Here is an 18,372-nt window from a genome sequence, read left to right on the forward strand (position 1 = left end):
ACCGGGACCGGGTTCGGCCAGGCGCAGCCGGTGGGCGCGGACCCCGGGTTCAGCCGGGCAGCCTGGGGAGACGGGCCCCGTGTTCAGCCGGGCAGCCGGTAGACGCCGTCGGCGAGCGGCTCGACGAGACCGTCCTCCACCAGCCCGTCCAGCGCACGGGCCCGCTGCACCGGCTCGTGCCACACCGCGTCCAGCGCGGACTGCGGCACGGGTCCGACCGCGTCCCGCAGCACGGCGAGCAGCTTCCCGCGCACCTGGCGGTCGGTGCCCGCGTACGTCTGGCCGCGGCGCGGCGGGCCGGTATGGGCGGGGGAGCCGGCCAGCCGCCAGGCGCAGCTCGCCGCGATCGGGCAGCGGACGCAGTCGGGGGTGCGCGCGGTGCAGACCAGCGCGCCCAGCTCCATCGTCGCCGCCGCCCAGCGGGCGGCCGTCGCCCGGTCGTCGGGCAGCAGTGTCAGGGCGGTACGGCGCTCGGCGGCGGTGGTCGCCGTCGGCGGGTACTGGATGCCGGTGACGGCCCGCGCGAAGACCCGGCGGACGTTGGTGTCCAGCACCGCGTGCCGCTGCCCGTACGCGAACGAGGCGATGGCCGCCGCGGTGTACTCGCCGACCCCGGGCAGCGCGAGCAACTTGGCGTGGTCGCGCGGGACTTCACCGCCATGGCCGAGCGCTATCGCGGTCGCCGCGGCGTGCAGCCGCAGCGCGCGGCGCGGGTAGCCGAGCCGCCCCCAGGCGCGGACGGCCTCGCCCGCCGGCTCCGTCGCCAGGTCCGCCGGGCGCGGCCAGCGCGCCAGCCACTGCTCGTACACCGGCAGGACGCGGCTGACGGGGGTCTGCTGCAGCATGAACTCGCTGACCATCACACCCCACGCCCCGGCCTCCGGGCGGCGCCACGGGAGGTCCCTGGCGTGCTCGTCGAACCAGTCGATGACCGGAGCGTGCAGATCGTCGTACGCGGTGGCGTGGGTGTCAGTGCTCATAGCGTCATCGATCCTCGCACATGCCACTGTCAGTGACCGACCCGGCGGGAAAACGTGATGATCGGGAAAGACCACGCCCGGTGCGGCGGGTGTTGCGTCAGTGCGCGGTCGATCTCCCCTAGAGTTCGCGTGTGGGCTCTGTGCGCAATCCGATCGGACCTCTTCCGTCGTCCATCTACTGGCGACGGCGGGCTGTTGTGCTCTGCATGGTCGCCCTGATCGTCGTGCTGGCGGTGTGGGCCTTCACCTCGGGCGGCTCCGGCGGCGGCTCCGGCGCGAAGGGACCTGACGGACGCACCCCGGCCACCTCCATCACGCCCGGCCCCACCCCCAGCGGTTCGCACCTCCCCGGACGCCCGGGCGGGCGCGACACCAGCGGTGGCGGCTCCTCGGACGGCACCTCGTCCGGCGGCTCCTCCGGGTCGTCCACCGGCGGCACCGACACCGGTGCGTCCGGCGGCGGTTCGAACGGTGCGACATCCGGCTCGTCCTCCGGCTCCCCGAACGGCGGAGCGGCAGCCGGCGGCTCCGGCAACCAGCTCCCGGCCGGCTCGACCCTGGCCGACTGCGCCGTCTCGGACGTGCAGTTGACGCTGCGCAGCACGCGGAACTCCTACGCGCCCGGCGAGAAGCCGAAGTTCGAGCTGACCGCGGCCAACTCCGGCGCGACGGCCTGCAAGCTCGACTTCGGCTCGACGGCGGCCGTCATCACCATCACCGACACCACCGGCAACAAGCACGTGTGGTCCACGGACGACTGCCCGGCGGCCCGCGGCTCCTACCTGCTGCAGGTCCCGGCGCGCAGCGCGACGACCTACGCCGTCGAGTGGAACCGCCAGACCAGCTCCCCGGCCTGCGCCACTCCCAAGAACCAGCCGGCGGCGGTCGGGACGACGTACCTCGTCGAGGCGAGGCTCCCGGGCTTCGCGCCGAAGCAGGCGTCCTTCGTCCTCAAGGCCGACTAGAACGCTCGTGGAGTGTGCGGAGGGGGGTCGGGGCAGCTGCCCCGACCCCCCTCGCGTGCTCCACAGGCGTCGTACTAGACGTAACGCTCCAGGATCGACGACTCCGCCAGCCTGGACAGGCCCTCACGCACCGACCGCGCCCGCGCCTCGCCGACCCCGTCCACCGTCTGCAGGTCGTCCACGCTCGCGGCCAGCAGCTTCTGCAGGCCGCCGAAGTGCTCGACGAGCCGGTCGATGACCGTGTTCGGCAGCCGCGGCACCTTCGCCAGCAGCCGGTAGCCGCGCGGCGAGACCGCGGAGTCCAGCGTCTCGGGGGAGCCGGTGTAGCCCAGGGCGCGGGCCACGGTGGTGAGTTCGAGCAGCTCCGCGTGGGGCAGCGCGTCCAGCTCGACGAGCGCCTCGGGCACCGTCCGGTTCCGCTTCGCGGTCGGCTCGGGCACGTAGTCCTTGACGACGAGCTCGCGCTCCGGCTCGACGCCCGCGATCAGCTCGTCCAGCTGCAGGGAGAGCAGCCGGCCGTCGGTGCCCAGCTCGACCACGTACTCGGCGATCTCGGTGGCGATCCGGCGGACCATCTCCAGCCGCTGCGAGACCGCGCTGACGTCCCGGACCGTGACCAGGTCCTCGATCTCCAGTGCGGAGAGCGTGCCCGCCACCTCGTCCAGGCGCAGCTTGTAGCGCTCCAGGGTCGCCAGCGCCTGGTTGGCCCGCGACAGGATCGCGGCGGAGTCCTCCAGGACCCGGCGCTGCCCGTCGACGTACAGGGCGATCAGCCGCATCGACTGGCTGACGGAGACGACCGGGAAGTTGACCTGCTTGCTGACCCGGTCCGCGGTGCGGTGCCGGGTGCCGGTCTCCTCGGTCGGGATGTTGGAGTCGGGGACCAGCTGCACGCCGGCCCGCAGGATCTTCGTCAGGTCCTTGTCGAGGATCAGCGCGCCGTCGAGCTTGCACAGTTCGCGCAGCCGGGTCGCGGTGAATTCCACGTCGAGGACGAAGCCGCCGGTACAGAGCGACTCGACGGTCTTGTCCATGCCGAGGACGAGCAACCCGCCCGTGTTGCCCCGCAGAATGCGTTCGAGTCCGTCCCGCAGGCCGGTGCCGGGAGCTACCGCACTGAGCGAAGCGCGCATCAGGGCATCAGCAGCGGAACTCCCGCCGGACTTGCCGGGAGCTGCTGCCCGGTCGTTGGCTGCCACTGCAATCCTCCGGTCGCTACGGATGCCCAAAGGGCGAGACCAGGGCAAAGTTTACTGACGTTCTCTCCGCAATGGGCCAGCGACCGCTGTTCGGACCCTCTCTAGCCCTTGGAACCCCGCCTCGGAAGCGCCCGCAGAGCGTCCGAGATGTCGGCCACCTCGACCACTTTCATGCCCGCCGGGATTTTCCCGGGATCCGGCGGAACCAGGGCGTGGGTGAACCCCAGCCGGGCGGCCTCCGACAGCCTGCGCTGCACCCCGGTGACCCGTCTGACCTCGCCCGCGAGGCCGACCTCGCCGATCGCGACCAGGTTCTTCGGCAGCGGTGTGTCGATCGCCGCACTGGCCAGCGCGAGGGCCACGGCCAGGTCCGCGGCGGGCTCGGTGAGCTTCACACCGCCCACCGTCGCCGTGTAGATGTCGCGCTTTCCGATCGCCTGGATCCGGCCGCGCTGTTCGAGGACGGCGAGCATCATCGAGACCCGGGAGGTCTCCAGACCCGAGGTCGTGCGGCGCGGGGACGGGATCTGGGTGTCCACGGTGAGCCCCTGGACCTCGACCACCAGCGGCCGCTTGCCCTCCAGCGTGACCGTCAGGCACGTGCCCGGGACCGGTTCGTCGCGGCGGGTCAGGAAGAGCCCGGACGGATCGGCCAGACCGGTGATGCCCTCGTCGTGCAGCTCGAAGCAGCCGACCTCGTCCGTCGCCCCGTACCGGTTCTTGACGCCGCGGATCAGTCGCAGCCGGGCGTGTCGGTCGCCCTCGAAGCTCAGCACCACGTCGACCAGGTGCTCCAGCAGCCGGGGGCCCGCGATGGCGCCGTCCTTGGTGACGTGGCCGACCAGGAGCGTCGACATGCCGCGCTCCTTGGAGGCCCGGATCAGCGCCCCCGCGACCTCGCGGACCTGCGCCATGCCGCCGGGCGCGCCGTCGATCTCCGGGGACGCCACCGTCTGCACCGAGTCCAGGATCAGCAGCGCAGGCTTGATGTCGTCCAGATGGCCCAGGACCGCCGACAGGTCCGTCTCCGCCGCCAGGTACAGGTGGTCGGAGAGCGCGCCGATCCGGTCGGCGCGCAGCCGGACCTGGGACGCCGACTCCTCGGCGGTGATGTAGAGCGTCGGGCCCTGCGCGCTGGCCGCCTTCGCCGCCACGTCCAGCAGCAGCGTCGACTTGCCGACGCCCGGCTCGCCCGCGACCAGCACGACCGCGCCGGGCACCAGCCCGCCGCCGAGCACCCGGTCCAGCTCGGGCACACCCGTCGAGCGGGCCGTCGCCTGGCTGACGTCCACCTGGCCGATCGGCTTGGCCGCCGTCGTCACCCGGCCGGCCGCCGTGGTCCGGACGGCGGGCGCGCCGCCGAACTCCTCGACGGTGCCCCAGGCCTGGCACTCCCCGCAGCGGCCGAGCCACTTCACAGTGGTCCAGCCGCACTCGGTGCAGCGGTAGGACGGGCGGTCCTTCGTGGCGGTCTTGCGGGGAGGCATGGGGTTCACCGTAGCGGCAGGGTCCGACAACGCGTCCCGATGCGTCGGCGTGACGCCGCCGGCACCCGTACCGCCGTTCCCCACCGCACTCGTCCGAGCTAACGGGGTGTCCCCTTTTGAGCGGCATCACCACCCATACGGGTTAACGGCCCGCAGGACGCCTGAGACCGGTGCCCCCGCCGCCCTACCGTCGCCAGGTGATGAGCAGGCAGGAGATCCATCCCCAGGACGCCGGTGCCGGCACTCGCACCGGCACCCACCGCAAGCACCGGGCGGCCTCGCGGACGCGCCCCGAAGCGCGTCCGGAACAGCGTGACCGCAAGGACCGACGCCCGAACGGCACACTGCCGATGCAGCCCCCGGCCCACTACGAGCCCTATCTCGACGGGCTGTTCACCTACTGCCTCTCCGTCCTCTGCGAGCACGACGCCGCCGCGGCCGCGCTCGGCGACGTGCTGGCCCTCGCCGAGCGCCAGCGCGGCCGGCTCCGCGACGCCGGGCTGCGCCGTCCCTGGCTCTACGCCCTCGCCCGCTGGTCCTGCCGGCGCCGCCTCGCGGAGGGCCGGCCCGAGCTGCCCCGCATGTCGGAGGCGGTCGCGGACGAGCGCCGCGGCCAGCTGTCCGCCCTCGCCTGGCCGGAGGCCGCCGGCACCACCCCCGAGCAGCGCGAGGCGCTCGAACTCGCCGTCCGCCACCAGCTCCCGCCGCACGAGGTCGGCCACGTCCTCGGCATCGAGCCGGACGCGGCGCGCTCCCTCCTCGCCCGCGCCGCCTGCGAGGTCGAACGCACCCGCGCCGCGCTCGCCGTCGTCGAGGTCGGCACGTGTGCCGTCGTCGCGCGGCTCGCGGGCGACACCCAGGTGCTGCTCGGGACGGCCCTGCGCCGCGAACTCGTCCGGCACGTGGACGAGTGCCCGCAGTGCCGGCTCACCGCCGAGCGCGCCGTCGTCGGCGCGTCCTGGCCGGGCGCCGCCGCCCCCACGGCGACGACCGCCGTGCTCACCATGCTCGAAGCGCCGCGGTCCGCCGCGTACGCCGCCCTGATGCACTCCCTGCGCGAGGGCGCCGGCCGCAGCCGCGAGGGCACCCCGCGCTTCGACCGGCGCGGCTTCCCCCTCGACCACCGCGACCGCGCCGCCCGCCTCGCCCAGCTGCGGCACCGCGCCGTCACCACCACGGTCGTCGCCGCCGTCGTCGCGGCCCCGGTGCTCGCCCTGTGGGCCGCCTACCGCGGGGCGCCGATCGGCGCCGACCAGCCGGGCGGCGTCTCCGCCAGCGAACGGGACGTGGACGGCGCGGACGGCATCGACGGCCACCCGTACGAGAAGGCCGGCAGCACCGGCACCGACGACGGCCGGCGGCCCGCGGCCGGCCCGTCGCCGAGGACGACCGTCAGCGTCGGCCCGTCCCCCTCGTCCGGCTCCGCCGGCCCGACGCCCTCCGTGGCACCCGGCACCGGCCGGCTCACCGTCACGGCCGCGTCCCGCGGCGGCACCACCGTCATCACCCTCGTGGCGAGCGGCGACGGCCCCGTCCACTGGACGGCGTCCACCCCGGCGCACTGGCTCCACCTCAGCGCCACGGCGGGCGACCTGAACCCGGGGGAGTCGGTCTCGATCACCGTGACGGTCATCCACGCGGCCGAGCCGCCGAACCCCTGGACCGCCAACATCACCCTGAGCCCCGCGGGAGCGGCGGTCACCGTCCAGGGCACGCCGAGCCGCCCCACCCACACGCCGACCCCGACGCCCACCCGCACCACGCCGTCGCCGACCCCGACGCCGGCCCCCACGACGCCGTCACCGACCCCGACCCCGAGCGAGTCGACGTCGTCGGCCCCGGCGACGAGCTGAGCGCGCGGGGTGCCGGGGGCCCGGCCCCCGCCCACCCCGCGCCCTCCGCCCCTCCCTAGGCCGGGGACACCGGATCCGCCGGGTGCGGTGCCATCGGCAGCAGCGAGGCCAGCCGTGCCTCGCACAGCTCCACCAGCCGCCCGTACCCCGCCGGCCCCATGAGCTCCGTCAGTTCCGGCCGGTACGACACGTAGACCGGATCGCCCGCCCCGTGCGCGGACGTCGCGCTCGTGCACCACCAGTGCAGGTCGTGCCCTCCCGGACCCCACCCCCGCCGGTCGTACTCCGCGATCGACACGACCAGGACGCGCGTCTCGTCGGGCCGGTCCACCCAGTCGTACGTGCGGCGGATCGGCAGCTGCCAGCACACGTCCGGCTTCGTCTCCAGCGGCTCCTTGCCCTCCCGCAGCGCCAGCGCGTGCAGGGCGCAGCCCTGCCCTCCGGCGAAACCGGCCCGGTTGCTGAAGATGCAGGCACCGTCGACGACGCGGGTCTGCCGTTCGCCGTCCTCGTTGACCATGGCCCAGGCACCGGCCTTCTTGGTGCCCAGGGCGTGGAACTGCCAGGTCTCCGGTGTGAGCCGGGCGGCGTGGCCGGCGACGCGCTGCTCGTCCTCCTCGTCGGAGAAGTGCGCGCCCAGCGAGCAGCAGCCGTCGGCCGCGCGGCCGGCGACGATGCCCTGGCAGCCCTGGCCGAAGATGCACGTCCAGCGGGAGGTGAGCCAGGTGAGGTCGCAGCGGAACAGCTGCTCGTCGTCGGCCGGGTCGGGGAACTCGACCCAGGCGCGGGCGAAGTCGGGACCGACCTCGTCCGGCACGGAGTCCGGTACGGGGACGGATGCGGGGCGCCGCGAGGGCGTTTTCGACTGCTTGAGCTTCTTTGCCACGTTCTTCGCCACGCCGCCAGGGTAGATCGCCGCGGGCCCGGACACGGTCCGCTGCGGCCCCCGCACCATGTGCGGCGCGAATGGGCGCTAGCGTCTGTCCCATGCGACTCGGAGTGCTCGACGTGGGTTCCAACACCGTTCACCTGCTGGTGATGGACGCGCACCCGGGCGCGCGCCCGCTGCCGGCCTACTCCCACAAGGCCGAGCTGCGGCTGGCGGAGCTGCTCGACGAGCAGGGGGCGATCAGCTCGGAGGGCGTCGACCGGCTCGTCGCGACGATCGCGCAGGCGCTGCGGGTCGCCGAGGACAAGGGCGCGGAGGACGTGCTGGCGTTCGCCACGTCGGCGGTCCGCGAGGCGGCCAACGGCGAGGCGGTGCTGGCGCGGGTCGCCGCCGAGACCGGGGTGACGCTCACGGTGCTGTCCGGCGAGGACGAGGCCCGGCTGACGTTCCTTGCGGTGCGCCGCTGGTTCGGCTGGTCGGCGGGCCGGCTGCTGGTCCTGGACATCGGCGGCGGCTCCCTCGAGGTCGGCTACGGCATGGACGAGGACCCGGACGCGGCGGTCTCGCTGCCGCTCGGCGCGGGCCGGCTGACCAGCGGCTGGTTGCCGGGCGATCCGCCCGCCACCGAGGACGTGCGCGCGCTGCGCAAGCACGTGCGGGCCGAGATCGCCCGTACGGTCGCGGAGTTCTCCCGGCTCGGCCGCCCGGACCACACGGTGGGCACGTCGAAGACGTTCAAGCAGCTGGCCCGGATCGCGGGCGCCGCCCGCAGCGCGGAGGGCGTGTACACCCAGCGGTCGCTGACCCGGAAGTCGCTGGAGGAGTGGGTGCCCCGGCTGTCGGCGATGAGCAGGGCCGACCGTACGCAGCTGCCGGGCGTCTCCGAGGGCCGCGCCGGACAGCTGCTGGCGGGCGCCCTCGTGGCGGAGGCGGCGATGGACCTCTTCGGCGTGGCGGAGCTGGAGATATGTCCCTGGGCCCTTCGCGAAGGTGTGATTCTGCGCAAACTCGACCTGATGGGGAACGAACGCGGCTCCATGTTGACCGTGTCACGTCGGCGCAGATGAGAGTGACGTTCGGCTGACCGGTCGCCGTACGCTGTCTCCCGTGGCTGAACCAGCGGACCATGAGGCGCACGCGGACCGACCGGCGTTCGGGATCCCCGCGCCCGGAGGCGTGCCCGCGCCCGGGGGCGTTCCCGTGCCCGGGGTCGTTTCCGCGCCCGGAGGCGTGGTGCGCGTGCCGGACGCCAAGGTCGCGCTGTCCACGGCCTCGGTCTATCCGGAGTCGACGGCGACCGCGTTCGAGATCGCGTCGCGGCTCGGTTACGACGGCGTCGAGGTCATGGTGTGGACCGACCCGGTCAGCCAGGACATAGAGGCGCTGCGCCGGCTCTCCGACTACCACCGGGTCCCGATCCTCGCGGTGCACGCGCCGTGCCTGCTGATCACCCAGCGGGTGTGGTCCACGGACCCGTGGATCAAGCTGCAGCGGGCGCGCGCGGCGGCCGAGACGCTGGGCGCGTCGACCGTCGTCGTCCATCCGCCGTTCCGGTGGCAGCGCAACTACGCGCGCGACTTCGTGCGGGGCATCTGGCGGATGGCGGACGAGACGGACGTCCGCTTCGCCGTCGAGAACATGTACCCGTGGCGGTACCGCGACCGCGAGATGCTCGCGTACGCGCCCGACTGGGACGTCACCAAGGACGACTACCGGCACTTCACGGTGGACCTGTCGCACGCCTCCACGTCCCGCAGCGCGGCCCTGGAGATGGTCGACCGGATGGGCGACCGGCTCGCGCACGTCCACCTCGCCGACGGCAACGGCTCGGCCAAGGACGAGCACCTGGTGCCCGGCCGGGGCGGGCAGCCCTGCGCCGAGCTCCTGGAGCGCCTCGCGCTGAGCGGCTTCAGCGGCCATGTCGTCGTCGAGGTCAACACCCGGCGGGCGATGTCCGCCGCGGAACGCGAGGCCGACCTCGCCGAGGCGCTGGCCTTCACCCGGCTCCACCTGGCCACGGCGGCCAGGGTCCCCGGCGCGTGACGGCGGAAGCGCCGGACGCGGCGGCGGGCGGGCCGCGCCGCCGGGGGCGTCCCAGCGGGACCCGGGCCGGGACGTCCGACTCGCGGGAGCGCATCCTGTCCGCGGCACGGGCCGAGTTCTCCGCGCACGGCTACGACAAGACGTCGGTCCGTTCGGTCGCGAAGGCGGCGGGGGTGGACGCGGCACTGGTGCACCACTACTTCGGCACCAAGGAGCAGGTCTTCGCGTCGGCGATCGAGCTGACCTTCGAGCCAGCGCTGCACATCCCCGACGTGGTGGGCCCCGGCCCCGACGGCATCGGCGAACGGCTCGCCCGCTACTTCCTCGGCGTCTGGGAGAACCCGGCGTCGCGCGGCCCGCTGCTGGCCGTGGTCCGGTCCGCGCTGACGCACGAGACGGCGGCGGCCGTGCTGCGCAAGTTCCTGCTGCGGCGACTGCTGGAGCGGATCGCGGAGGACCTGCGGGTGCCGAACCCGAAGCTGCGGGCCGAGCTGGCCGCGTCCCAGATGGTCGGCATCGCGATCCTGCGCTACGTGATCAAGGTGGAGCCGCTGGCCTCGGCCGACGTCGAGGACATCGTCGCGCTGGTCGCGCCCACGCTGCAGCGGTACCTGACCGAGGCGTAGCGCCGGGCCGGGGCGTAGTGCGGGTCTGGGGCCTGCTCCGTGACCGGGATATGAGCCATTCGTCCCGCATTCCGGACAGACTGTCCAGGGCGTGGAACCTCGGCGTACTGTCGGAAGGATCCGAGGACGAACTTGAGGGAGTGGAGCTACCGTGCCCGATCTGAGGTCACGAACGGTCACCCACGGCAGGAACATGGCGGGGGCCCGCGCCCTGATGCGCGCCTCCGGCGTGGCCAGCGCCGACATCGGCAAGCCGATCATCGCTGTCGCCAACAGCTTCACCGAGTTCGTACCGGGCCACACCCACCTCCAGCCGGTCGGCCGGATCGTCTCCGAGGCGATCCTGGCGGCGGGCGCCGTCCCGCGCGAGTTCAACACCATCGCGGTCGACGACGGCATCGCGATGGGCCACGGCGGCATGCTCTACTCGCTGCCCTCCCGCGACCTGATCGCCGACTCCGTCGAGTACATGGTCGAGGCGCACTGCGCGGACGCGCTGATCTGCATCTCCAACTGCGACAAGATCACGCCGGGCATGCTGATGGCCGCGCTGCGCCTCAACATCCCGGTCGTCTTCGTCTCCGGCGGCCCGATGGAGGCCGGCAAGGCCACCCTGGTCGACGGCACCGTCCGCAAGCTCGACCTGGTCAACGCGATCTCCGACGCGGTCAACGAGAACGTCTCGGACGAGGACATCCTCCGCATCGAGGAGAACGCCTGCCCGACCTGCGGCTCGTGTTCCGGCATGTTCACCGCCAACTCGATGAACTGCCTCGCCGAGGCGATCGGCCTGGCCCTGCCCGGCAACGGCTCCGTGCTGGCCACCCACACCGCCCGCAAGGCGCTGTACGAGAACGCCGGCCGGACGATCGTCGACATCACCAAGCGCTACTACGAGCAGAACGACGAGACCGTCCTGCCGCGCAACATCGCGACCCGGGCGGCCTTCGAGAACGCCGTGGCGCTCGACATCGCCATGGGCGGCTCGACCAACACGATCCTGCACCTGATGGCCGCCGCCCAGGAGGCCGAGGTCGACTTCTCCATGGCGGACATCGACGCGCTCTCGCGCCGGCTGCCCTGCCTGTCGAAGGTCGCCCCCAACGGCGACTACTACATGGAGGACGTGCACCGGGCCGGCGGCATCCCCGCCATCCTCGGCGAGCTGTACCGCGGCGGCCTGCTCAACGAGGACGTGCACACCGTGCACTCGCCCTCGCTCGCCGACTGGCTGAAGAGCTGGGACATCCGCGGCGGCTCCCCGTCGCCCGAGGCCGTCGAGCTCTTCCACGCCGCCCCCGGCTGCGTCCGCTCCGCTTCCGCCTTCTCGCAGTCCGAGCGCTGGGACACCCTCGACACGGACGCCGCGGGCGGCTGCATCCGCGACGTCGCGCACGCCTACTCCACCGAGGGCGGCCTGGCGATCCTGTACGGCAACCTCGCCGCTGACGGCTGCGTCGTGAAGACCGCGGGGGTCGACGAGTCGATCTGGACCTTCGAGGGCCCCGCCGTCGTGGTGGAGTCCCAGGAGGCGGCGGTCGACGCGATCCTCACCAAGCGCGTCAAGGAGGGCGACGTCGTCGTCATCCGCTACGAGGGCCCCAAGGGCGGCCCCGGCATGCAGGAGATGCTCTACCCGACCTCGTTCCTCAAGGGCCGCGGTCTGGGCAAGGCCTGCGCGCTCATCACCGACGGCCGCTTCTCCGGTGGCACCTCGGGGCTGTCGATCGGCCACTGCTCGCCGGAGGCGGCGTCCGGCGGCACGATCGCCCTCGTCGAGGACGGCGACCTGATCCGCATCGACATCCCGAACCGGGGCGTCAACCTCCTGGTCCCCGACGCGGAACTCGCGGCCCGCCGCGAGGCCCTGGGCGGCGTCTACGCCCCCAAGGACCGCGTGCGCAAGGTCTCCCCGGCGCTGCGCGCCTACGCGGCAATGGTGACGAGCGCGGACACCGGCGCGGTCCGCGACGTCAGCAAGCTCGACCGCTGACGCCACTGCTTGTTGCCTGCTGCCCGCTGCCCCGTCCGGTCGACTCGTCGACCGGACGGGGCAGCGGCGTGCCGGGGCCCGTGCGGGTGCGGGTGCGGCGGTCGCCGGGAGTGGCGATGGGCGTGGCCCGGGGCGCGTGCAGCGGTCTCCGGCGGCTGCGCTGTGCCGGGTGCGCGTGCCGCGCTCCGGTGGACGGAATTCTCGAATCACCCGCCGCGGCCCCGTCACGGTCTTCGACCGCGGCGCTGTGCGGCGATAATCGAACCGTGGACGACGACCCCCAGACCTCAGACGGCCCCCAGCCCGAGCCCCTGCGCTTCTTCGGCACGACCTGGGTGAACCACGACGGCGGCTACGCCCTGCGCCGCGCCGGCGTCGCGGTCGGCGCGCTGGCGGCGGCCGCGGCGGGCGCGTTCGTGCTCCGCTTCGGCTTCCAGGGCCTGAGCATCGCGAAGGTCGGCAGCTTCGTCGGACTGCTCGTCGTCGTCGCGTTCGCCGTCTGTAGCGCGCTGGCCTTCCGCAGGACGTGGGAGGGCTTCGTCCGCCGCCCCGAGCCGCGCTCCGACGCGGCGGCGAGCTCGACGCAGGGAATCCTGCTGATCGGCTTCATCGGCACCCTGCTCGCCTACGCGGTCCGTGCCCTCATCGAGGCGCCGGGCGAGAAGCTCCACCGCACCGAGTACGAGCGCGCCCGCACCCTCCACACCCGCCGCCGCACCACCCGCACCGGCAACCCGGCCGCCCGAGCAGCCACGAAGAAGCGCAAGCGCGGCTAAGAGCGACCCCCTGCCGCCACCCCGAGCCCTACGGGCCCGGCCCCCGTCCGGGTTCGGCCGAACCCCCAAGCCCACCGCCCGCCCAGGTCAAGAGCTCCGGGCCTCCCAGCCCTGCCGCAGGCGGACAGGCCCCGGGCCGGGTCCGGACAAGACCGACCGCCCCGGGTGGCCCCGCCCCCGCCGGAGGCGGCAGCGCCGCTGCCCGGCCGGGGCGAAGCTCCGGATCTCTCCGACCCGGCCCCGCCGCAGGCGGTAGCGCCGCCGCCCGGCGAGGTCGAGAACGCCGGGCCCTGTTCGTCCCAGCTCCGCCGCAGGCGGACAGCCCCCGTCTGGGTCCGGACGAGACGGACCGCCCCGGCCGGCCCCGCCCCGCCGCAGGCGGAGTGGCCCCGTCTGGCTCCGGACGAGACCGACCGTCCCGGCTAGCCCCGCCCCGCCTGGCCAGGTCGAGAGTTCCGTGCCTTTGCTTCCGCCCTGCCATGACGGCTGGGCCGCCGTCCACGAGACCGCCCCCGGCCAGCCCTGCGAGGCAATACAGCTAGCGCCCCCGCTTCCCGCCCGCCGCAGGCGGACGGCAGCCCCGTCCCGCGCGGACGGGACCCCCCCAACCCGCCGGGAGGGTCACCCGCGGCGCGAAGCCGCCACCGCGCCCACCGAGCCCACGACCGCCGCCACGATCGCGCCGCGCCACAGGCCGTCCCACAGGCTGCCGAAGAAGCCCTCGCTGCTCAGGATCTGGCGCATCACGAAGTCGGAGACGAAGAGCAGCGCGGCCGGGACCACCGCCACCTGCCACGGGTGCGCGCGCGCCCACCGGCGGATGCGGCGGTCGGCCTTGGCGCTGGTGCCCAGCACCGCGCCCGCGCCGCCGACGAGGAAGAAGAGCATCAGGGCCACGGACAGGGCGCTGACGACCATGCCCAGTCCGAAGTCACCCCCGATGGCATGGAGCGCGAGCGACACTCCGCCGCCCAGCGCTCCCACGGCCGCAGCGGGCCGCCAGGGCCCGAGCGTCGCCGAGGCCACGGCCAACTGCCGCTTCTCGGACCTGGTCACATCGATGTCGCGGGATGAACGCCTCATACCGCCACGGTCCTGCCGCCGCCGCGTGAACGCCATAGGGGATGACCCTGAACAGACCCCGACCGACCCGGACGACCCGGACGCGCCGGGCCGCGCCCGCAGCGCGCCGACGCTTGACGACCGCCCTTCCGCGGAGCATATTCATCACATGATGAATAAATTTGAACCCGCGGTACGCGCCGACGGCCTCACCGTCGTCCGCGGCACCCGCACCGTCCTGAACGGCATCGGGTTCACCGTCCCGCGCGGTCAGGTCACCGGTCTGCTGGGCCCCAGCGGCTGCGGCAAATCCACCCTCATGCGCGCCATCGTCGGAACCCAGGCGCACGTCACCGGCACCCTCGACGTCCTCGGCCTCCCCGCCGGCCACCCCCGGCTCCGCTCCACCGTCGGCTACGTCACGCAGGCGCCGTCCGTCTACACCGACCTCACCGCGCGCCAGAACCTCGACTACTACGCGTCCGTCCTCGGCCTGACCCGCGCCGCCCGCCGCGAACACGTGGCGCGCGCCCTGACCGACGTCGACCTCGTCCCGCACGCCGACCAGCTCGCCGGCAACCTCTCCGGCGGACAACTCGGCCGCGTCTCGCTCGCGGTCGCCCTGCTCGGCGAGCCCGAACTCCTCGTCCTCGACGAACCCACCGTCGGCCTCGACCCCGTCCTCCGCCGCGACCTGTGGAGCCTGTTCCACCGCCTCGCCGACGAGCGCGGCGCCACCGTCCTGATCTCCTCGCACGTCATGGACGAGGCCGAACGCTGCCACCGCCTGCTGCTGATGCGCGAGGGCGAGATCCTCGCCGACGACACCCCCGACGGGCTGCGCCAATCCACCGGCTCCGCCACCGTCGAGGAGGCGTTCCTGCACCTCGTGGACGCGGCCAACGCGGGCTCCGACCACCCCTCCAACGTCGTCCCCCTCCCCGACAGCCGCCAGGAGCAGACCACATGAGCGCCCACCCGACGCCCGCCGCCACCCTCCCGAACCGGACCCCGCAGACGCCGTCCGTGCGAGCCCCCCGGGCGTTCTCCGTCTCCCGCACCCTCGCCACCGCCCGCCGGGTCCTGCGCCAGCTCGGCCACGACCCCCGCACGATCGTCCTGATGCTGGTCGTCCCCTGCCTGCTGCTCGCGGTGCTGAGCTGGGTCTACGACGGCAAGCAGCACACGGTCGACCAGGTCGGAGCGTCATTGCTCGGCATCTTCCCGCTCATCCTGATGTTCCTGGTCACCTCGATCGCCACCCTGCGCGAACGCACCTCCGGCACGCTGGAGCGCCTGCTGTCCATGCCGCTCGGCAAGGCCGATCTGCTCGCCGGCTACGCCCTCGCCTTCGGCGGCGTCGCCGTCGTCCAGGCCTGCCTCGCCACCGGGCTCGCCGTCTGGGGGCTGGGCCTGGACGTCGTCGGCTCGCCCTGGCTGCTCCTCGTCATCGCGCTCGCCGACGCGATCCTGGGCATCGCCCTCGGCCTCTTCGTCAGCGCCTTCGCGGCCAGCGAGTTCCAGGCCGTCCAGTTCATGCCGGCCGTGATCCTGCCGCAGCTGCTGATGTGCGGGCTCCTCGTCCCGCGCGACACCATGCAGCCGGTGCTCTCCGCCATCTCCGACGTGCTCCCCATGTCGTACGCGGTCGACGGCATGACCCAGGTGCTCCAGCACACCGGCGTCACCGGCGACTTCGTCCGCGACCTGGCCGTCGTCGCCGCCTGCGCCCTGCTCGCCCTGGCCCTGGGAGCGGCAACCCTCCGCCGCCGCACGGTCTGAGCCGCCGACCGCCCGATACCGGATCACTCACTCCTGGCACCGGGCACGCCCGCCACTGGGGCGCGCCCGCCACTGGGCCACGCCCGTTCCGGCAGTCGGACGGCAAGCCATGGGCGGGCGGCCTGGTGCGAGGATGGCGGCGAAAGCCCCCCGTATCGCTTGAGGTGAGCCGCCATGACCCAGAAAGTCGCCGTACTCGGCACCGGCAAGATCGGCGAGGCCCTCCTCTCCGGCATGATCCGGGCCGGCTGGTCGCCCGCCGACCTGCTCGTCACCGCGCGGCGCCCGGAGCGCGCGGAGGAACTGCGCGACCGCTACGGCGTCGAGTCCGTCAGCAACGCGGAGGCGGCGAAGGCCGCCGACACCCTCATCCTCGCGGCGAAGCCGCAGGACATGGGGGCCCTCCTCGACGAGCTGGCGCCGCACGTCGACGCCGACCGCCTCGTCATCAGCGCGGCCGCCGGCATCCCGACCGCGTTCTTCGAGGAGCGGCTCACGGAAGGGCTCGCGGTCGTCCGCGTCATGCCGAACACACCGGTGCTCGTCGACGAGGGCATGTCCGTGATCTCCGCGGGCAGCCACGCCACCGAGGCGCACCTCATCCGCACCGAGGACATCTTCAAGCCGGTCGGCAAGACGCTGCGCGTCCCCGAGAAGCACCAGGACGCCGCGACCGCGCTCTCCGGCTCGGGGCCCGCGTACTTCTACTACCTGGTCGAGGCCATGACCGACGCCGGCATCCTGCTCGGCCTGCCCCGCGCCCAGGCGCACGACCTGATCGTCCAGTCGGCGATCGGCGCCGCCGTGATGCTGCGCGACAGCGGCGAGCACCCGGTGAAGCTCCGCGAGGCGGTGACCTCACCGGCCGGCACCACCATCAGCGCCATCCGCGAGCTGGAGAACCACGGGGTGCGGGCAGCGCTGATCGCCGCCCTCGAAGCGGCCCGCGACCGCAGCCGCGAGCTGGCGTCCGGCAACGGCTGAGGGTCGCCGCTAGGGGCTGAGGGGCGTTCGCATCAGCTACGGGTCGTCGGCAGCGGCAGCGGCAGCGGCAGCGGCTGAGGGGGCGGGCCGGGGCCCGCCCCCTCGCCTCACAGCAGCCCGATCGCCCGGTAGGCGGCGTCCACCGTCGGCCGCGCGAGGGCCCGCGCCCGCTCCGCGCCGTCCCGCAGCACCCCTTCGAGGTACCCGGGGTCGGCGCAGAGCGCGGCGTGACGCTCCTGCAACGGCCGCAGCAGCTCGACCACCGCCTCGGCCACGTCCTTCTTCACCGCGCCGTACGAGTCGTACTCCGCGGCCAGCGCCTCCGGCTCCCCTCCGGTGCAGGCGGCCAGGATCTCCAGCAGATTCGCGAGCCCCGGCCGCTCCACCCGGTCGTACTCCACGTCGGACCCGCTGTCCGTCACCGCCCGCATGACCTTCCGGCGGATCACGTCCGGCTCGTCGAGCAGCGAGACGGTCCCGGTCGTCGCCGTCGCGGACTTGCTCATCTTGGAATCCGGATCCTGCAGATCCATCACCCGCGCCGCCACCGGCGGCACCACCGCACGGGGCACGGTGAACGTGTGCCCGTACCGCTGGTTGAAGCGGACGGCCAGATCGCGGGTCAGCTCGACGTGCTGCGACTGGTCGTCACCGACCGGCACCTCGTCGGTCCGGTACGCCAGGATGTCCGCCGCCATCAGCACCGGATAGGTGAGCAGCGAGACGCGCACTGTTTGCTGCTTCGCGGATTTCTCCTTGTACTGGATCATCCGGCGCAGTTCTCCGTCGGTGGCTGTGCACTCCAATACGTAGGACAAGCGCGTGTGCTCGTCCACGTGGCTCTGCACGAATACGGTGCACACCTTTGGATCGAGCCCGGCCGCCAGCAGGAGTGTCGCCGTCTGCCGTGTGAGCCGTCGAACCCGTGCCGGTTCGTGCTCGGTGGTGAGTGCGTGCAGGTCCACGACGCTGAAGAGAGCGTCCTCCGGGTGCGGGCTCCGGTGCTGGTCGACCGCGACCCACCGCTGGATGGCCCCGAGGTAGTTCCCCAGGGTGAGGTGCCCGGACGGTGTCACTCCGCTGAAGATGCGCGTCATCTCGAAGTCCTCTTCTTGTCGTGACCGCCGCTGTCACCGGCCGGGCGTCAAGGTCGAGATACGCGAACGGCCGCCGGAGCGGCGGCCGTTGGGTGCATGCGCTGCAAGGGTCGGCCGCCTTCAGGCGGCCCACCACTGCTGGGTGTGCGCATGCTTCGTCATGCGGCTCAGGGTACTCCCGGGTGGCCTCCCTGGCATGGGGTTGACGAAGCCGGGTCGCGTGCGTAGTGTTCTCCGAGTTGCCCGCCGGTGAACGCCGACGCGAGTCGGTCCCGAGGCAGCCACTCCGATCACAACATCCACTCGAACGAGCGACGTGCTGTCGTTTTGTTTTCGTGTGCGTTTTCGGAATGGGAACGGAAAGCAGCCGATTGGATCGGAAGCCGAAGTTCCGCTAAAGTTTCACTCGTCGGAAGGGCTCAACGGCCCGGATGGCGAACCCCGCTGACTGGGGGTCAGGCCCGAAAGGTTCTGATAGAGTCGGAATCGCCGGAAAGCGCGAAAGCGAACAGGGCGAAACCCGCTGACTGGGAATCGGACACGAAAGCGTCTGATAGAGTCGGAAACACGAAGGGAAGCCCGGAGGGCGCCGGTGAAACGGCACCGAAGGAAGCGTCCGTTCCTTGAGAACTCAAC

At 73.1% G+C, this 18,372-nt stretch carries 16 protein-coding genes; 10 read left to right on the forward strand and 6 right to left on the reverse strand.

All coding sequences use genetic code 11. The features are described 5' to 3' along the window. Positions 1–83: 83 nt before the first annotated feature. Positions 84–980, reverse strand: coding sequence for an A/G-specific adenine glycosylase (locus ABZ721_RS17480; RefSeq protein ID WP_358789485.1), 897 nt, complete (start codon positions 978–980; stop codon positions 84–86). A 206-nt stretch (positions 981–1,186) separates the two neighbouring features. Between ABZ721_RS17480 and ABZ721_RS17485 the strand changes: the two genes are divergently transcribed. Beyond that, on the forward strand, positions 1,187–1,945 hold the full coding sequence (locus ABZ721_RS17485) for a hypothetical protein (protein WP_358789486.1): 759 nt from the start codon (positions 1,187–1,189) through the stop codon (positions 1,943–1,945). Between the two features lie 74 nt (positions 1,946–2,019). Here the strand turns inward: ABZ721_RS17485 and disA are convergent, their stop codons facing one another. Next, a complete protein-coding gene (gene disA / locus ABZ721_RS17490) occupies positions 2,020–3,144 on the reverse strand; it encodes a DNA integrity scanning diadenylate cyclase DisA (RefSeq protein WP_269271917.1) in 1,125 nt (374 codons plus the stop codon). Positions 3,145–3,245: 101 nt separating this feature from the next. Next, on the reverse strand, positions 3,246–4,631 hold the full coding sequence (radA, locus tag ABZ721_RS17495) for a DNA repair protein RadA (protein WP_358789487.1): 1,386 nt from the start codon (positions 4,629–4,631) through the stop codon (positions 3,246–3,248). A gap of 200 nt (positions 4,632–4,831) precedes the next feature. On the opposite strand from radA, the gene ABZ721_RS17500 reads away from it, so the two are divergent. Beyond that, positions 4,832–6,484, forward strand: a complete 1,653-nt coding sequence (locus ABZ721_RS17500; RefSeq protein ID WP_358789508.1) for a hypothetical protein — start codon at positions 4,832–4,834, stop codon at positions 6,482–6,484. 55 nt (positions 6,485–6,539) lie between these two features. Here the strand turns inward: ABZ721_RS17500 and ABZ721_RS17505 are convergent, their stop codons facing one another. Next, positions 6,540–7,301: a hypothetical protein gene (locus ABZ721_RS17505; RefSeq protein WP_358789509.1), complete on the reverse strand. Its 762-nt coding sequence runs from the start codon at positions 7,299–7,301 to the stop codon at positions 6,540–6,542. Between the two features lie 170 nt (positions 7,302–7,471). Between ABZ721_RS17505 and ABZ721_RS17510 the strand changes: the two genes are divergently transcribed. The 5 genes from ABZ721_RS17510 to ABZ721_RS17530 all read left to right on the forward strand — a co-directional run bounded on the left by ABZ721_RS17510 (position 7,472) and on the right by ABZ721_RS17530 (position 12,811). After that, entirely contained in the window at positions 7,472–8,440 is a 969-nt protein-coding gene (locus ABZ721_RS17510; protein ID WP_358789488.1) for a Ppx/GppA phosphatase family protein, read from the forward strand. A gap of 163 nt (positions 8,441–8,603) precedes the next feature. After that, positions 8,604–9,416: a sugar phosphate isomerase/epimerase gene (locus ABZ721_RS17515; protein ID WP_358789510.1), complete on the forward strand. Its 813-nt coding sequence runs from the start codon at positions 8,604–8,606 to the stop codon at positions 9,414–9,416. After that, positions 9,413–10,042 carry a TetR family transcriptional regulator gene (locus ABZ721_RS17520; protein WP_358789489.1) on the forward strand — a complete coding sequence of 210 codons (630 nt, stop codon included), beginning with the start codon at positions 9,413–9,415 and terminating at the stop codon, positions 10,040–10,042. The genes ABZ721_RS17515 and ABZ721_RS17520 overlap by 4 nt, the downstream gene beginning before the upstream one ends. Positions 10,043–10,193: 151 nt before the next feature. Continuing rightward, positions 10,194–12,035, forward strand: a complete 1,842-nt coding sequence (gene ilvD / locus ABZ721_RS17525; RefSeq protein ID WP_358789490.1) for a dihydroxy-acid dehydratase — start codon at positions 10,194–10,196, stop codon at positions 12,033–12,035. 266 nt (positions 12,036–12,301) lie between these two features. Then, positions 12,302–12,811 (forward strand): hypothetical protein, encoded by a 510-nt coding sequence (locus tag ABZ721_RS17530; protein ID WP_358789491.1) that lies wholly within the window; start codon positions 12,302–12,304, stop codon positions 12,809–12,811. Positions 12,812–13,432: 621 nt separating this feature from the next. Here ABZ721_RS17530 and ABZ721_RS17535 read toward each other — a convergent pair. Further along, complete coding sequence (locus ABZ721_RS17535) at positions 13,433–13,894, reverse strand: hypothetical protein (RefSeq protein WP_358789492.1); 462 nt, start codon at positions 13,892–13,894, stop codon at positions 13,433–13,435. A gap of 151 nt (positions 13,895–14,045) precedes the next feature. Between ABZ721_RS17535 and ABZ721_RS17540 the strand changes: the two genes are divergently transcribed. The 3 genes from ABZ721_RS17540 (at position 14,046) to proC (ending at position 16,639) form a co-directional block, all read left to right on the forward strand. Further along, positions 14,046–14,843, forward strand: coding sequence for an ABC transporter ATP-binding protein (locus tag ABZ721_RS17540; protein WP_358789511.1), 798 nt, complete (start codon positions 14,046–14,048; stop codon positions 14,841–14,843). Next, positions 14,840–15,655, forward strand: coding sequence for an ABC transporter permease (locus tag ABZ721_RS17545; RefSeq protein WP_358789493.1), 816 nt, complete (start codon positions 14,840–14,842; stop codon positions 15,653–15,655). The genes ABZ721_RS17540 and ABZ721_RS17545 overlap by 4 nt, the downstream gene beginning before the upstream one ends. Before the next feature lie 174 nt (positions 15,656–15,829). Continuing rightward, on the forward strand, positions 15,830–16,639 hold the full coding sequence (proC, locus tag ABZ721_RS17550; protein WP_358789494.1) for a pyrroline-5-carboxylate reductase: 810 nt from the start codon (positions 15,830–15,832) through the stop codon (positions 16,637–16,639). A gap of 107 nt (positions 16,640–16,746) precedes the next feature. On the opposite strand, the gene trpS is transcribed toward proC, so the two are convergent. Continuing rightward, on the reverse strand, positions 16,747–17,736 hold the full coding sequence (gene trpS / locus ABZ721_RS17555) for a tryptophan--tRNA ligase (RefSeq protein ID WP_358789495.1): 990 nt from the start codon (positions 17,734–17,736) through the stop codon (positions 16,747–16,749). Positions 17,737–18,372 lie beyond the last annotated feature (636 nt).

It is taken from the genome of Streptomyces sp. NPDC006733 (genome assembly GCF_040636125.1).
Lineage (GTDB): Bacteria > Actinomycetota > Actinomycetes > Streptomycetales > Streptomycetaceae > Actinacidiphila.

Excerpts from the sequence above, each read along its gene's own strand:
- trpS (WP_358789495.1), bottom strand. The coding sequence starts at position 17,736 with ATGACGCGCATCTTCAGCGGAGTGACACCGTCCGGGCACCTCACCCTG.
- ABZ721_RS17535 (WP_358789492.1), bottom strand. The coding sequence starts at position 13,894 with ATGAGGCGTTCATCCCGCGACATCGATGTGACCAGGTCCGAGAAGCGG.
- ABZ721_RS17540 (WP_358789511.1), top strand. The coding sequence starts at position 14,046 with ATGAATAAATTTGAACCCGCGGTACGCGCCGACGGCCTCACCGTCGTC.
- ABZ721_RS17500 (WP_358789508.1), top strand. The coding sequence starts at position 4,832 with ATGAGCAGGCAGGAGATCCATCCCCAGGACGCCGGTGCCGGCACTCGC.
- radA (WP_358789487.1), bottom strand. The coding sequence starts at position 4,631 with ATGCCTCCCCGCAAGACCGCCACGAAGGACCGCCCGTCCTACCGCTGC.
- proC (WP_358789494.1), top strand. The coding sequence starts at position 15,830 with ATGACCCAGAAAGTCGCCGTACTCGGCACCGGCAAGATCGGCGAGGCC.
- ABZ721_RS17510 (WP_358789488.1), top strand. The coding sequence starts at position 7,472 with ATGCGACTCGGAGTGCTCGACGTGGGTTCCAACACCGTTCACCTGCTG.
- ABZ721_RS17545 (WP_358789493.1), top strand. The coding sequence starts at position 14,840 with ATGAGCGCCCACCCGACGCCCGCCGCCACCCTCCCGAACCGGACCCCG.
- ABZ721_RS17480 (WP_358789485.1), bottom strand. The coding sequence starts at position 980 with ATGAGCACTGACACCCACGCCACCGCGTACGACGATCTGCACGCTCCG.
- ABZ721_RS17485 (WP_358789486.1), top strand. The coding sequence starts at position 1,187 with ATGGTCGCCCTGATCGTCGTGCTGGCGGTGTGGGCCTTCACCTCGGGC.